This is a genomic window from uncultured Veillonella sp. (assembly GCF_963524655.1).
GTDB lineage: Bacteria > Bacillota > Negativicutes > Veillonellales > Veillonellaceae > Veillonella.
Genome location: NZ_CAURHA010000015.1, coordinates 24125 through 40504 on the forward strand (window position 1 = coordinate 24125; position 16380 = coordinate 40504).

Annotated in this window: 15 protein-coding genes; 4 read left to right on the forward strand and 11 right to left on the reverse strand. The window is 39.2% G+C overall.

Annotated features, from left to right (window positions below):
- Positions 1-56 precede the first annotated feature (56 nt).
- From RYM16_RS04490 to RYM16_RS04530, 9 genes are all read right to left on the reverse strand, one after another.
- Complete coding sequence (locus RYM16_RS04490) at positions 57-1241, reverse strand: MalY/PatB family protein (protein ID WP_314982561.1); 1185 nt, start codon at positions 1239-1241, stop codon at positions 57-59.
- A 10-nt stretch (positions 1242-1251) separates the two neighbouring features.
- Entirely contained in the window at positions 1252-2385 is a 1134-nt protein-coding gene (locus RYM16_RS04495) for a PLP-dependent aspartate aminotransferase family protein (protein WP_314982564.1), read from the reverse strand.
- Positions 2386-2536: 151 nt separating this feature from the next.
- The gene (locus RYM16_RS04500) at positions 2537-3040 is read right to left on the reverse strand and encodes an ECF transporter S component (protein WP_314982566.1); all 504 of its coding nucleotides are present in this window, start codon (positions 3038-3040) and stop codon (positions 2537-2539) included.
- A 58-nt stretch (positions 3041-3098) separates the two neighbouring features.
- Entirely contained in the window at positions 3099-3383 is a 285-nt protein-coding gene (locus RYM16_RS04505; RefSeq protein WP_227283291.1) for a PACE efflux transporter, read from the reverse strand.
- A gap of 148 nt (positions 3384-3531) precedes the next feature.
- Positions 3532-4998, reverse strand: a complete 1467-nt coding sequence (locus tag RYM16_RS04510) for a DASS family sodium-coupled anion symporter (RefSeq protein WP_227283292.1) — start codon at positions 4996-4998, stop codon at positions 3532-3534.
- A gap of 404 nt (positions 4999-5402) precedes the next feature.
- Positions 5403-6227, reverse strand: a complete 825-nt coding sequence (locus tag RYM16_RS04515; RefSeq protein WP_287291944.1) for a MetQ/NlpA family ABC transporter substrate-binding protein — start codon at positions 6225-6227, stop codon at positions 5403-5405.
- Positions 6228-6281: 54 nt separating this feature from the next.
- The gene (locus RYM16_RS04520; protein WP_005381510.1) at positions 6282-6953 is read right to left on the reverse strand and encodes a methionine ABC transporter permease; all 672 of its coding nucleotides are present in this window, start codon (positions 6951-6953) and stop codon (positions 6282-6284) included.
- Positions 6953-7975 carry an ATP-binding cassette domain-containing protein gene (locus RYM16_RS04525; protein WP_314982568.1) on the reverse strand — a complete coding sequence of 341 codons (1023 nt, stop codon included), beginning with the start codon at positions 7973-7975 and terminating at the stop codon, positions 6953-6955. Before RYM16_RS04525 ends, RYM16_RS04520 begins: the two co-directional genes overlap by 1 nt.
- A 193-nt stretch (positions 7976-8168) precedes the next feature.
- Positions 8169-9035, reverse strand: a complete 867-nt coding sequence (locus RYM16_RS04530; RefSeq protein ID WP_314982570.1) for a DMT family transporter — start codon at positions 9033-9035, stop codon at positions 8169-8171.
- A 376-nt stretch (positions 9036-9411) separates the two neighbouring features.
- On the opposite strand from RYM16_RS04530, the gene pflB reads away from it, so the two are divergent.
- The 3 genes from pflB (at position 9412) to pflA (ending at position 12633) form a co-directional block, all read left to right on the forward strand.
- Positions 9412-11529: a formate C-acetyltransferase gene (gene pflB / locus RYM16_RS04535; RefSeq protein ID WP_314982572.1), complete on the forward strand. Its 2118-nt coding sequence runs from the start codon at positions 9412-9414 to the stop codon at positions 11527-11529.
- Positions 11530-11604: 75 nt separating this feature from the next.
- Positions 11605-11844 (forward strand): autonomous glycyl radical cofactor GrcA3, encoded by a 240-nt coding sequence (gene grcA3 / locus RYM16_RS04540; RefSeq protein ID WP_005387698.1) that lies wholly within the window; start codon positions 11605-11607, stop codon positions 11842-11844.
- Positions 11845-11856: 12 nt separating this feature from the next.
- A complete protein-coding gene (pflA, locus tag RYM16_RS04545; RefSeq protein ID WP_105097698.1) occupies positions 11857-12633 on the forward strand; it encodes a pyruvate formate-lyase-activating protein in 777 nt (258 codons plus the stop codon).
- 119 nt (positions 12634-12752) lie between these two features.
- Here the strand turns inward: pflA and RYM16_RS04550 are convergent, their stop codons facing one another.
- Positions 12753-14648 carry a cation-translocating P-type ATPase gene (locus tag RYM16_RS04550; protein ID WP_314982574.1) on the reverse strand — a complete coding sequence of 632 codons (1896 nt, stop codon included), beginning with the start codon at positions 14646-14648 and terminating at the stop codon, positions 12753-12755.
- A 200-nt stretch (positions 14649-14848) separates the two neighbouring features.
- Here RYM16_RS04550 and RYM16_RS04555 point away from each other — a divergent pair, with 200 nt between their 5' ends.
- Positions 14849-15412, forward strand: coding sequence for a TetR/AcrR family transcriptional regulator (locus tag RYM16_RS04555; protein ID WP_009352112.1), 564 nt, complete (start codon positions 14849-14851; stop codon positions 15410-15412).
- 14 nt (positions 15413-15426) lie between these two features.
- Here RYM16_RS04555 and RYM16_RS04560 read toward each other — a convergent pair whose 3' ends face one another.
- Positions 15427-16377: a 2-hydroxyacid dehydrogenase gene (locus tag RYM16_RS04560; protein ID WP_009352018.1), complete on the reverse strand. Its 951-nt coding sequence runs from the start codon at positions 16375-16377 to the stop codon at positions 15427-15429.
- Between the last annotated feature and the right edge of the window lie 3 nt (positions 16378-16380).

The following is a 16380-nucleotide window of genomic DNA, read 5'->3' on the forward strand; positions in this document are numbered from 1 at the left end:
AATTTGATAACCTAATCTAAATAATCTAAATAATCTAAATAATCTAACTAATCTGATTAAAAGCCTCTAGCCTCGTAGGCATGTCGCCAAGCTTCGAGCCCTTCTTCTAATACCTTACGAGGACACGCTACATTGATACGTTCAAAGTCTTCCCCATCAACGCCAAACATGGAACCAGTATCAAGCCACAATTTAGCTTCATTGATAATCCATTCATCACGTTCTTTAGGACTTAATGGCAACTTAGAGCAATCTAGCCACATAAGATACGTCCCTTCTGGACGATATACATGAATCTTCGGCATATAGTTTGCTACATAGTCGATGGTGAATTGAATATTATCTTGAATATATTCTTTTAACTCGTCGAGCCAAGGTGCACCAACTTTATAGGCCCCTTCACAACCAACGATGCCCATCGTATTTAGCTGGCTATAGCCAGCACGGTCGATTTCTTTAATAAAACGACGACGTAAGGAATCATTAGGAATGAAAATATTACTTACTTGTAAGCCGGCGATGTTGAAAGTCTTGCTCGGTGCAGTACATACGATGCAATGCTCTGCATAGCTTTCACCTAGGTCAGCAAAGACCTTATGAGTATGCCCTTTCCAAACAAAATCAGCGTGGATTTCATCGCTTACGATGAGTACATTATGTTTAATACAAATATCGCCAAGTCGTTTTAACTCATCCTCAGTCCACACGCGGCCTACCGGATTATGGGGATTACATAATAGAAATAATGTTATATTTTCCTCAACGATAGCCCGTTCAATGCCCTCAAAATCAATGGTGTACTTATCTTCGCCTTTGATTAATGGCACATTGATGAGACGACGGTCATTATCATCAATCACCATGCTAAATGGATAATACACCGGTTGATTGATAAGTACCCCTTCACCTTCCTTGGTGAAAGCGCGAACAGCCATAGCCAAAGCAAAGACGATACCTGGAGTTTTAACGAGCCATTTTCGGTCTGGCGTCCAGTTAAAGCGCATAGTAAACCAATTTTGTAGCACTTCAAAGTATTCATCATCGGATTCGGTATAACCAAATACGCCATGGTTCACGCGGTCCAATAGGATTTGCTTTAACTCAGGGGGAACCTCAAAGTCCATGTCTGCCACCCAGAATGGCAACACATCCGCTGGTTTACCGCGTTTAACAGCAAAATCGTATTTTAAAGATTTTGTGTGGGTTCTATCTAAAATTTGATCAAAATTATATTGTCCCATAGGAACTCCTTTATTTATTGAAAGCTTGTTCCAAGTCCGCAATCAAATCATCAGTATCTTCAATACCTACAGATAGACGCAATAAGCGACGTGTAATACCTTTACGCTCAGCATCTTCTGGTTTTAAATCTGGATGTGTTTGCGTTACAGGGTAGGTCAACAAGGACTCTGTACCACCAAGACTTTCAGCAAATTGAATTAGCTCAATGCCTTCCAATACTGTTTTAGCCGTTTCCTCGTTATCTACTTCAAAAGATAACATGCCACCAAAGCCAGTCGTTTGGGCTTTATTGACTTCATAGCCTGGATGTTCAGGAAGACCTGGGAACAATACTTTAGTAACCTTAGGTTGTGTTTTGAGCCATTCAGCAAGAGCAATGGCATTCTTTTGGTGTTGCTCCATACGAAGGGCCAATGTTTTAACGCCGCGAATTACGAGCCAGCTATCCATAGCGGATAAACAAGCGCCTACAGTTTTATAAATTAAGCGCAATTTCGCAGCCAATTCATCGTCTTTTACAATGGTAAAACCAGAAATTACATCGTGATGACCACCGATGAATTTTGTACCGCTATGAACGACAATATCTGCACCCAACGTTAAAGGTTTTTGGAAATATGGGCTCAAGAATGTATTGTCGATGATTACAAGCGCATTACGCTCATGGGCTAACGCGCAGAGAGCGCGAATATCAGTAATCTCCATCATAGGATTTGTTGGCGTTTCAATATAAACAGCCTTTGTATTCGGTTTGAAAGCAGCTTTCACCGCATCAAGATCAGAGGTACCTACATAGGTAAACTCGATGCCATTTTGTTCGTAAATATTTGTGAACATACGGATAGAGCCACCATATAAGTCATCGCCCAAGATGATATGGTCTCCAGGGGAGAATAGATGGAATACTGCATCCACTGCGGCCATACCAGAAGAGAATGCTAATGCATCCGTACCTTCTTCAAGGCCTGCTATCAATTGTTCCAAGCGGTCGCGCGTCGGATTAGACTCACGCGTATATTGGTAACCTGTTGTATCACCCAACTGTGGATGAGAAAATGTGCTAGACATATAAATTGCAGGGGAAATTGCACCAGTACTATCTGGCTTGCCACTGCCGTGAACACATTTTGTATTAAATTTCATTCCAATCAACTCCTCATATTTGTATACAATATGTTAATTGTAAAGTAGACAATGATTAAGGTCAATAAAAATGGGCACTCATACAGCCTGAGTGCCCTTAAAAAGTCATATCTATTTTGAATGGCTTGCCATAACTATAAGTTAAGTTAGACTAATTTTTAGTACGTTTTGTAATAAGTAGCGCCAAAATAATGCCCAAAGAAGATGTTACCAATTGAGGCCAACTAGATACAAATAACATAGTATTTACAATCTTCGGTGGGAATTGGAATAGAGAAAAGAACAAGGAATATCCTCCAAAGAGAACACCTGCTTTTACCAAGGCCGCCACGATAATAAGCAATACCTTCGGTTTATGTTGTAACCAGTGCGCTACGAATACATAGGCTGTCGTGCCAAGGGCGGTAATCAAAATAAACGGTGGCAACGGCAACATGCCTTGTAAATATGCGACTACTGGTGCAATCCAAGCAATAACAAGGCCATTTTTCCAACCATAGCGCCATGTGGCGAGTACAAACGTAGCAGATGTAATAGAACCGATGAGGAACATACTCACCTGGTTAGGAATAAATGGGAAAATGAGACGCAAACTTTGCGCCAATAAGGCTACGGCCAACAATAGACCTGTGCCCGTAATAGACTTTGTAGACATAAGAACCTCCTACTATACGATATAGATTTTACAAGAGGTACCTACCTCATATTTCAAATTAAGCCTCTACAAAATATAGACGCGCTCGATCATACACCCAATTATACACATACGTATAACCTAAGATAACCAATGTCATCGTTATATCCGTCATAAAAGCCATCCAAAAGGTCATCTGCATCATGTACATAATAATCGGTACAGTAGCAAGCATAAATAGACCTTCAAACAATACGGCATGGATTGTGCGGATAATTGGGCCCCGTGCTAATCGATCACCTGGTACTAGTTTATCAAAAATCCAGTTAAACACAAAATTCCAACTTGAAGTGAGCCATGCCATTTTAAGATAGAAAAAGCCGCCATATGTCTGTCTAGCGACTTGCCCTTTGAAGTGAGTATTGCCATTTCAGGATAAAAAGAAACCGCATTGTATCTACTAAGCGACTTGCAGCGAATGGAGCGCAAGGAGATACAATGCGGCGGAAAGCCTATCCTAAAAGTGGCATTACGAACTCAATCCATGGAATCCCCACCACGATAAAGATCGCGAGGTAGATAATTCCAAAGATAGCGCCCAATTTCCAGAATTCAGGGCCTTTGTTATAGCCACTAGCAAACCAGATTGGGCTATGACCAGTACCATATGGTGTAAGGATACCCATAATCCCCATCGGTACTAATAGAATCAACATAACTTGCGCTGGATCAACGCCAGGAATTTGAAGAATTAGAGTAGCAAACAAGCCTACCATAGCTGTTACATAAGCAGTGCCAGAAGCAAAGAAGTAACGAAGTAAGCAGAATGCTAATAACAAACCAAGAACTGCCATTGTAGGATCTAAAGAAACCAAAGAACCACCAGCAGATTTAGCAAGCCAGTCTAAGAAGCCTACATTTTTAAGGCCAGAAGCCATAGGTACGAGTGTAGCAAACCAAGTCAAAACATTCCATGCTGGTTTGTTAGCAAGGAAGTCTTGCCATGTCATAATCTTAGTGAAAATCATCAAAATAATAACGATCAAAGCTGTTGTTGTAGGGTTTACTTTGAATGTAGAAGCACCAATCCACAACACAAGAGCCAATACAGAAATTAAGGCCATGAAGATTTCACTGCGTGTCATGGAGCCTAGTTTCTTATACTCATCCTTTGCCCATGCTGCAATTTCAGGGGAGCCTTTCACCTCTGGCTTGCAGAATACATAGGTCAACAATGGAGTGATGATGAACAAGATAAGGCCTACTGGCAAGAATGCGAGGAACCATGTGCCCCAGTTCGCCGCTACGATACCAGATTTAGCTGACAATTCTAGAGCCAATGGGTTTGGCGCTGCACCAGTCAAAAAGATAGAGCTAGATACACATGTAGTTGCCAACGCTACCCAGTTCAAATAGGAGCCAATTTTACGAGGGTTCTTATCTGGATAGGAATCAAACATTGGACAAATACTAGATACGATTGGATAAATGGTACCACCAGAACGAGCCGCATTACTTGGGATGAACGGCGCCAATACAAGGTCCGTAATAGCGATAGCATAACCAAGACCTAAAGAGGACTTGCCAAGCTTTGCTACGAGGAACAAAGCAATACGACGACCAAGGCCAGAGTTTTCATAACCAATACCAATCATGAAAGCGGCAAAGATCAACCATACGATGGCATTAGAGAAACCACTAAGACCCCAGCTGATAGCTTGCGCATCAGTAATCGCCTTAGCGACACCGGTTGCTTTATCTACCACAGGGGCAGGACCAACCTTAAACAACATAGACACGGTAACAGCAATGATACCGATAAAAGCTGGTGGCATTGGTTCTAAAATCAACCCTACCACGAGGCCTGCGAAAATACTTACATAAATCCAAGAATTTGCGCTAAGACCTTCAGGAGCACCGATGAGCCATACAATAATAGCTACTACAAGCGGTGCGAATAATTTCCAATTCAACTTCATTAGAAACTCTCCTTACTACTTCAAAACAAAAATTGCAAAAATTGCCTATTTAGTATATCAAAAATTTTAATAAAATGATATAAACTCAATCATAATACTTATTAATTGATAATAAACTTTTAGTAATAAATTTCATCCTACTAGTAGTAGAAAACGGCACAATTGTGGAACAAGGGACACATCACGAACTGATAGAGCGTGGTGGTAACTACAAAGAACTCTATGAAAACTATGCGGCGGGCATGACAGTATAAGTCAATCTACCAAAGCCCCCCCTTGTATCAGCCAATAATATCCTCATGTTATCTCATATAAATAGAACCCCTAATAAGTAAAAACTTATTAGAGGTTCTTTTATTTATTCCTATATAGCTGTTCGTGCCTATATATCACATTATTATATTCTATTCACCTTTAGGTACGAACCATAGGCCATTGTTATTTTTTTCCATGTAGTCTTTAAATTCTTGAGATTTGTAAGCTGCTACAATATCTTTCGCCCATTGTGCATCTTTATTTTTCTCGTTAACTACGACTTGTAGTAACCATTGTGGTAGTACATCTTCATTTGCCAATGCAGATTTAGGATCAATTTTTGCATTATAAATGATAGCGCCTGTAATAACGATATAATCAAAGTCAGTACGTACAGAAGGAATTGTAAGGGATTTCATTTCTGTAAATTTAAGATGTTTAGGGTTTTCAATAATATCTGCTTGTGTTACTGTCGCTAAATCTTTATTTGGATCAAGTTTAATCCAACCGATTTTTTGCAATAACGCATAAGCACGCGCCATGTTGGATGCATCATTAGGCACTGCAATTGTGTCGCCATCTGCCACTTGATCTAGAGATGTTTTAGAACCGCTAAAGATACCTGCTGGTACTGTTGGAATTGGAGTTAAGGCTACAAGATGACCCTTTTGTTTTTCGTTGAAGTTTTTCATGTATGCTGTATGTTGTTCAACATTAAAGTCAACCTCACCATCACTTAACACTTGGTCAGCTTGTACCAAATCAGACATATCTACGCCTTTAAAGGTATAACCTTGTTTCTCCAAAATTGGTTTTACACCTTTTTCAAACAATTCAGAGTAAGGACCTTGAGATTTACTGTAGGATAATTCTTTTTTAGCACCATTATCGCTATTATTAGAACCGCAGCCTGCGATAAAAGCTACGCTGAATACTAATGCTGCACCAAGAGCAAGAAGCTTTTTAAATTTCATAGTATTTTCTCCTATATTTTTACAATCAATATAACTAAAATCTATTTCATCAAATTAGGAACGACGTGCACGACGTGCAAAGTAGTTGCCTATTGTTTGAATAATTTGAACAAAAATAATTAAAATAACAACGGTAAATAACATCAATGGGAAGTTCAACCGTTCATAACCATAGGTGAGGGCCAAATCACCTACACCACCAGCACCAATAGCACCAGCCATAGCAGTAGCACCGATCAGACCAATAGTACCCGTTGTAATAGATAGAATAAGCGAACCCTTTGCTTCTGGTAAAAGGAAATGCCAAATCACTTCAAAATGAGAGGCTCCCATCGATTGTGCAGCCTCAATAATGCCTTTATTAACCTCTAAAATAGAGTTCTCAAAGAGTCGAGCAAGATAAGGTGCAATGAATATAACAAGTGGTACAATAGCCGCTGTTGTACCAACACGAGTACCTACAATCATCTTAGTTAACGGTAATATAAACACCATCAAAATGATAAATGGTACAGAACGCACAATATTAACAATTGTATTTGTAATGGTATAAACAATACTATTTTTAACGATACCATTAGGATTTGTTACTACTAGTGTAACTGCGATAATTAGACCTAATACAGTACCAATGAATAGAGATAGGAACACCATATATAATGTCTGTTCTGCAGCTAATAATAACTGCGATCCTGGAACACCAAGTTCTTGCATGAAGAAATCCATTATAGTGTCACCTCCTGCCATTCAATACCTTGAACAACAAGATACTCTTTTACCTTGCCCACCTCAAGATCATCGCCAATAAATTGAACAATGAATATACCAAGTACAGTATGTTCTAACTCTGTTACCGTAGCAAATAATACACTTGTTTCTAAATCATAGGTTTTATTAATATGATATAGAACATTATCTGTCGTATTATTTCCTAAGAAATGCATCTTAAGAATTGTGTATGGCCTTTTATCACAAGCTAATGTATGTTTCACGGTTGATGGAATTTCATCAGGAATTACAGTCCTAACAAATCGCTTTGTTGTTTCGTGTTTAGGTTTACTAAACACCTCAAGTACAGATCCCCTCTCTATGAGCTTTCCATGCTCCATAACTACAACGCGATTACATATTTTCTGAATTACATCGATCTCATGAGTTACAATAATAACTGTTACTCCTAGTTCCCGATTAACACGTTCTAGTAATTGTAATATAGATTCTGTTGTATCAGGATCTAAAGCGCTAGTTGCTTCATCACAAAGCAATATGGATGGATCTGTAGCTAGCGCACGAGCAATACCAACGCGTTGTTTTTGACCACCAGATAATTCTCCAGGATATGCATTTGCTTTATCGCCCAAATCAACAAAGTCTAACAAGGTTTTAACCTTCCTATCAATTTCTGATTTAGGAACCTTATTTAGAATCAATGGAATCGCAACATTATCATACACAGATTTAGCATTCAATAAATTGAACTGTTGAAACACCATACCGATGCGCTTACGCACCTTTCTAAGCTCATTAAAACTTAAATCATTGATATTCACACCATCTATTTCAACATGACCAGAGGTAGGTACCTCTAAGGCATTAATCATGCGAAGCAGTGTAGATTTACCAGCTCCACTAAAGCCAATAATGCCAAATATATCGCCTTTTTCTATGGTAAAGTTTACATCAGATAATGCAGTAACCTTTTGCTTATTAACGTCAAACTCTTTCGTTACATTTCGTATAGCAATCACTGTACCACCTCTTTCCCTACATATTAGTAGGAATTAATCTTTTTTCTAAAACATATCTTTAAGGTATGTTTTAATTGTATACTTAGATTACTACAATTTATAATAACTGTCAAACACAAAAAAGAACCTCACCAATTAAAAAGTTGAGGTTCTTTTCGTATCTATATACTTTTGGTCCTTTACATCAAACCTATCATCTATATCGATTAAATAAGAACAATGATCCTAGTATAATGGGCGCTCCAATATAGAGTCCCATATTAGGATATTCTCCTAATAAAAAGGCTGCTACTACGGCTGCCACAATTGGCGAGATATACATAAAATTGGTTACATCCGAAACTTTTTCAGCATGTTCAAAGGCATAGCTCCAGAATACGAATCCTAATGCACTGGAAAAGAATGCTAGGTATATCATAGCAAGCTTCGCAGTAATTGGTGCAGCTCCAATCATTTCAATAGCATGATCTGCAAAAGGTAGTGCCATAATGGCACCTGTGAACATGGACCACATAGCGATAGTAATAGAGTCATAACCTTTCAGACTAAGCCCGCGATTTAGAATATTATAAACCGCAAATAGTATCATACCAATCAACGTCCATATGGCCCCCATTGGAATGGTCAGAGTGGAATTCCAAAGAATAATAACGGCCACACCTATAAAAGCAGTTATGGTGAAGATCCAACCTATAGGGCGTATTTTATCCTTATAGACTACCAATGCCATCAGTGCTGTTGTCATTGGTGTTAAAGCCATAATAATACTAGATGTAGCGGCCGGTATTGTTCGCAATCCCTCATTAAACACAATTTGATAAACGAAGTTACCTGTAGCGCCTAACAAAATGTATATACCCCATTCACGCCAAGATGTAGGGATGTGTAATCCCTTAAATACACCAATAATTAGCATGAGTATAGCACCACCTACAACCCTCGCTACAGAGAGTGTCAGTGCGTCTACTGATTGCAAAGCCAACTTACCAAAAGGAAAGGCTGTTGCCCATACAGCGATTGTGGCAGATGCCCCTAAAACAGCTTTCATACGATTTGTCATTAGCATCTACCTTTCTACACAATTCCATAATCAATACTATCTAAATATTACCATAATAAGGCCATACAATTCCAAGAAGATACATCACAACATATCGAACACTCTCTATTTATTGATATAAATTTTCATTATTTAAAGATAATATAATAATTGATTCTTCAAAACCAAAACTCAAATAAATCAAGTAATTAGTTATACTTTCAATGTATTTATATAGTGTTTTCAATATTATTAAATTACAAATAACATCCATTCTTACGAAAATCGCATAGTATGTATTGAAAATATATATCATTTAAAATTTGTTAAATCATGACAAACATTGTACACTATAGGCATAGAACTCTATAGTTATATCCTTTTATGGAGGTGCAAAATGCAACATACTGCATGGAAAGATTTTAACACAGGTGTGTGGGATAAAGCCGTTGATGTACGCGACTTTATTCAAAGAAACTATATCCCCTATGAAGGGGACGATTCCTTCCTTGCTGGTCCTACAGAAAGAACGACAAAATTATGGGACCAAGTAATGAAGCTTTATGAAGAAGAACGTGAAAAAGGCGGCATGCTCGATGCTGATACTTCCGTGGCCACACACATTACTGCCCATGCGCCAGGATATATCGACAAAGACCTTGAAACGATCATTGGTTTGCAAACTGACAAACCATTAAAACGCGCTATGTTCCCTTATGGTGGCTTGCGTACTGCGAAATCCGCTATTGAAGAATACGGCTTCAAAATGGATCCGCAAACAGAAGACTTCTTCAAAAAACATCGTAAAACTCACAATGATGGCGTATTTGATGTATATACACCAGAAATGCGTGCCGCTCGTACAGCGCATATCGTAACTGGTTTACCAGATGCTTATAGCCGTGGCCGTATCATCGGTGACTATCGCCGTATCGCTTTGTATGGTGTAGATTACCTTATTGAAGAGAAAAAAGAACAATTCAGCATCACTATGGGCGATATGCTTGAAGAGGTAATTCGTGACCGCGAAGAAATTCAAGAGCAGATTCGTTCCTTGAAAGAATTGAAGGAAATGGCTGCGTCCTATGGTTACGATATTTCCGAGCCAGCTAAAGACGTTAAAGAAGCTATGCAATGGATTTACTTCGGCTACCTTGGCGCTATTAAAGAACAAAACGGTGCTGCTATGTCCATCGGCCGTAACTCTACATTCCTAGACATCTACGCTGAACGTGACCTTCGCAATGGCACATACACAGAAGAGCAAATCCAGGAATTCGTAGATCATTTCATCATGAAATTGCGTATGGTTCGCTTCGCACGTATTCACGAATACAACAACTTGTTCACAGGCGATCCTGTTTGGACAACTGAATCTATCGGTGGTATGGGTACTGACGGCCGTACATTGGTTTCCAAAATGTCCTTCCGTTATCTACATACATTGACTAACCTTGGTCCTGCTCCAGAACCAAACCTCACTGTATTGTGGTCCCCTCGCATGCCAATCGGCTTCCGCCGCTTCTGTGCGAAACTATCTATTGAAACATCTTCCATCCAATACGAAAACGACGACTTAATGCGTCCTAACTCTGGTGATGACTACGCCATCGCATGTTGCGTATCCCCTATGCGTATTGGTAAAGAGATGCAATTCTTCGGCGCTCGTTCCAACTTGGCTAAATGCTTGCTTTATGCAATCAATGGCGGCGTCGATGAAAAATTGAAAAAACAAATTGGCCCTAAATACCGCCCTATCACTTCCGAATACTTAGAATTCGACGAAGTATGGGAAAAATTCGACGACATGATGGAATGGTTGGCAGGCGTATATGTAAATGCATTGAATATCATTCACTACATGCACGACAAATACGCTTATGAAAAACTAGAAATGGCATTGCATGACCGCAAGGTAACTCGTTGGTTTGCAACTGGTATTGCTGGTTTATCCGTAGTAGCTGACTCCTTGTCTGCTATTAAATACGCTAAGGTAAAACCTATTCGCGACGAAAACGGCATCGCTGTTGATTTCGAAATCGAAGGTGACTTCCCTAAATATGGTAACGATGACGATCGTGTAGATAGCTTGGCAGCAAAAGTTGTTTCCACATTTATGAATAAAATTCGTAAACATCCTACATATCGTCAATCCGTTCCTACTATGAGCTTGTTAACAATTACTTCCAACGTAGTATATGGTACTGCAACAGGTTCCACACCAGATGGTCGTAAAGCTGGCGAAGCTTTCGCTCCTGGTGCTAACCCAATGCATGGTCGTGATACTCACGGTGCTATTTCTTCGTTGGCATCCGTAGCAAAAATGCCATGGCGTGATAGCTCCGATGGTATTTCCAATACCTTCTCTATCATTCCTGACGCATTAGGTAAATCTGGTGAAACATTTGTGTCCCTCAGCGATTTTGATATCGAGTTAGATCCATCTCAATTGCCTAACTCCAATACAAACTTCGCATGTAGCGAACCGAATGTTACTATAAAGGAAGATAAATAACGTCTTCCATAGTATCGGACTGCTTTCACCGGCACCGATACGAGTGTTAGTCTTGGTTGAAAGGAGGTAATACCCATGAGCAACCAACAACAAATTGATAACTTGGTAGAGTTATTGGATGGCTACTCCCAAAAAGGCGGTCATCATTTGAACGTTAACGTGTTCACTCGCGAAACATTGTTAGACGCTCAAAAGCATCCTGAGTTGTACCCTCAATTGACTGTTCGTGTGTCTGGTTACGCAGTGCACTTCAGCAAATTGACTAAAGCACAACAGGACGAAGTTATTTCCCGTACATTCCATCAACAAATCTAATCGAGGTTTCCTATGACAGGACGTATTCATTCGGTCGAAACAATGGGTACGGTTGATGGTCCAGGCATGCGCATGGTGGTTTTTCTCCAAGGATGCCCCATGCGTTGTGCTTATTGCCACAATCCCGACACATGGAATGAAATTAGCGATGATGCTAAGTTCATGACTGTTGAGGAGTTGTGGGACCAGTACGAACGTAACCGCCAATTTTATACTAATGGTGGTATCACCGTCACAGGTGGGGAAGCTCTTATGCAAATTGACTTTGTTACGGAGCTTTTCACATATTTCCGTGAAAGAAACGTCCATACCTGTTTAGATACAAGTGGAATTTGTTTTGATCCCCACCAAGAGGTGGCCTACCGTAAGCTACTCAGTGTCACTAGTCTCGTCATCCTAGACCTTAAAGAAATCGATCCTGATAAACATCTGTGGTTAACTGGCAAATCGTTAGAGCCTATCCTCGGCTTTGCTCGATTGACAGCAGACGTAGAAGTTCCCATTTGGGTTCGTCATGTTGTAGTTCCTACGATTACAGATAATGCAGATCATCACTATCGTCTAGGCTTTTTCCTAGGATCCCTGAAAAACTTACAAGCCGTTGATTGCTTACCATATCACGTTATGGGTACTGCTAAATATAAGGAGTTAGGAATTACCTATCGCCTAGAGGGCATACCGGCCGCAACAAAAGATTTAGCGGCCAAAGCGACAAGAACCGTGGTGGAAGGCATCAAGGCCTATCGACGCCATTGGTGGAGTCCCATCAAAACACAACATCAATCATAATCAAGTTTGAGGATAACTACCTCCCTTGATATATATACATATATATACCAAGACTTGATCTATGATAGCCCTAATCAATAGAGCCGCCCCCACACAACCGGGGACGGCTCTTATTGTGTTTAAATAAACTTTCTATCATACAAACGGGCTGCAATGAGGACAACCAAACAGGACCCCACATTATGAACTAACGCACCAGTAGTAGGTGTCAAAACCTCAAGTAATGAGAGAATAATAGCGATACAGTTAATGGCCATTGATAAAGCAATACTAAATTTAATAGTTCTAATCGTAGCATCTGATAGTCGCTTAATATAAGGAATTTTGCTAAGATCTTCACTCATCAACGCAATATCAGCTGTTTCTATGGCAATATCACTACCGATACTCCCCATTGCAATACTCACATCAGCAGTCTTCATAGCTGGTGCATCATTAATTCCATCACCAACCATACAAACCTTGTGGTGTTTTCCTTGCAACTCTTCAATAATTCTCATTTTTTCGCTAGGTAAAAGCTCCGCATGTATTTCAGAAATACCTGCTTTTTTGCCAATATATGTAGCCGTTTCTTTACTATCCCCCGTAAGAAGTACTGTTTTCATAGCTAGGCTAGAGACTGCAGACAACATATCTGCCGTATCTCGTCGCATTGTATCAGATAAAGCAATAATACCTATAATATGATCTTTATCTGCAATAATGATGGATACCTTTCCTTCACTTCGATATGTATTAACGTTTTGTTGAACCCTTTCATCAACAATAATATTATTTTCCTCAAGAAAACGTTCATGACCACAATATAATGTAACACCGTTTATTACGGCAATAATGCCCCTTCCTACGGACATTGTAAACGAAGTAGTAGCAAGTATTTGTAAATCTTGATGTATGGCATGAGAAACGATAGCCTTGCCAATAGGATGCTCGCTCTTAGCCTCTGCAGATGCTGCTAATTGAAGAATATCGACCTCACTATAATCTGTATCAACGACCAAAATAGATTGAACCGATAACTGACCATGTGTTAATGTGCCGGTTTTATCAAATGCCATGGTATCCACTTTACCCATAGTTTCAAGAATTTCACCAGATTTAATAATAACGCCATGTTTAGTAGCTTGACCAATAGCGGCCATAACCGCAGTAGGTGTGGCAAGCACCAATGCACAAGGACAAAATACTACCAATACAGTAACACCGACGATGATATTTCCAGTTACTAGGTAGCCTATACATGCAATCATCAATGCAATAGGCACCAATCGACTAGCAACAGTATCAGCTATGCGCTGAATCGGAGCCTGTTTCTGTTCTGCATTTCGAATAAGCTGAATCATTTTTTGAATAGAACTATCTTCGCCCACTTTAGTAGCTATAATATCTATGGCACCAAAACAGTTAATAGTTCCACCAAATACATCATCATCAATTGTTTTATCAACAGGTATAGACTCTCCTGTCATAATGGATTGATCTACCGTTGTTTCACCGTTAATGATTCGCCCATCTACAGGTATTGTTTCGCCTGGAAGGATTCGCAAGTAATCACCACTTTGTATAGACTCTACGGAAATCATTATTTCTTTGTTATCTTGTATTTTACGACCCTTAACAGGTGCTAATGAAATTAACTTTTTTAACCCCTTTTTTGCTCGCTCGGTAGTTGATTCTTCAAGGAGAGCGCCTAAAGCCATAATAAACGCTACCTCACCGGCCGCAAATATATCTCCGATGGCTATGGCTGCAAACATAGCCATGGAAATCAATAGAGCCGATGAGATTTTACTAATTCCCTTATTATATACAATTCTTCGAATAGATAAATACACAAGAGGAAAACCACAAATAATAACGGTAACCCAAGAAGGCTCAAAAGGGAATATATTTTGAAACGGACTCTGTCCACCAAACTCTTCTATCAAATGCGGAATCCCATCAAGCAGTAAAAATAGCCCCGCTAAAATCGTCATATATAAACCAGATAATATATCATGTATACAATGTACCATACAGCAATCCCCTTATAAAACTTTCACTATCAATATGAATTGAATTATGACTACACTTACAGTACAATAATTACGATAGCGAACACTTTGTTCACTTTAATTGTATCAACCTATGGTTTTAATACAATATATAAAACATCATATATGTTCATTACTGAACATATATGATGTTTTGTACTAAATGTATGACAGGAGTTAATATGGATCGTAGACAGAAAAGAACTCGCAAAGCCATATTTATAGCTTTTAACGAATTATTATCTAAAAAGGCGTATGACAAAATCACCGTTCAAGAAGTCATTAGTGCCGCAGATATTGGCCGCACCACATTTTATGCTCATTTCGACACAAAAGAGGCATTGCTAGAAGCCCTCTGCGAAGACTTATTTTTACATATAAAAGATAGTATTAATCATTTACCTCATGCTCATGGGCTTTATCAACAAAGTATTTACCCAGTCTCAGTATTTGGTCATTTATTACAACATTTACAGCAAAATGAAAATAAAATCCTCGAACTACTAGCTAGTGATAATAACGAAATCTTTTTGCGCTATTTTAGAGATCATCTAAATGAGTTGGTGCAAGGATATTTCATCAATCAAGACCGTAAAGCAAATACAAATCTACCGGATGACTTTATCATCAATCATATTTCAGGTAGTTTTGTCGAAATGGTGTTATGGTGGGTAAAAAACGGCATGAAAGAATCGCCTACAAAATTAGACCATTACTTCCATGCCGTTATAGAACCTATTATATAATTATTTAAATTCTATCAAGATACAACATTAATTGGTTCGCCCTTAAAAAAGGCCTGTACATTGTCACGAATGATGCCTACCAAGCGTTGACGTGTTTCAAGGCCTTTCCAGCCCATATGAGGTGTGATAATAACATTATCCAATGTATAGAGTGGGCTATCCTCTGCTGGAGGTTCTACCTCTTGTACATCAAGACCTGCACCGGCAATGCGTTTAGACAATAATGCTTCACAAAGATCTGCTTCATTAATGAGAGGTCCACGGCCAGTATTTACGATGACTGCACTAGGTTTCATTTTGCCGATGGCTTCTTTATTAATGATGTGCTTAGTTTGGTCATTCAATGGGCAATGCAATGTAATATAATCACTATTTTCTAGCAATTCATCAAGACTTACATAACGGATACCGTCACCATCAGCCTTTGGTGTGCGCGTATGAACTAAGATATTCATACCAAGTGCTTTTGCTACTTTGATCACTTCCATACCAATGTGACCAGCACCAACAACGCCTAATGTTTTACCATTCACTTCTGTGTGACTCACTTGTAAATATTTTGTAAAATTACTGCGATCACCTTTAGCAAGCATGCCAATTTGTTTCTGCATGGTAGACGCAAAATTGAGGATCATCATGATTACCGTATGTGCTACACGCTCTGTACTATATGCGGGAATATTACACACAGTGATGCCTCTTTCCTTAGCAGCGTTGAGATCAATATTATTATAACCTGTCCCCGCTTCTACGATGAGCTTTACAGTATCTGGGAATTGTGAAAGCAAATCAGCCCCTACTGGTAATTCTTTTGTAACTACAACGCGAGCTCCTTGAATACGTTCTATAAGCTCTTCATTTGTACTATCATCATAAACCTGTACATCACTAGATAATACAGAGAAATCTAATGCTTGGTCGTAATTCATTTTACTTGCATTTACCACTACTACACGTTCGCTCATGAG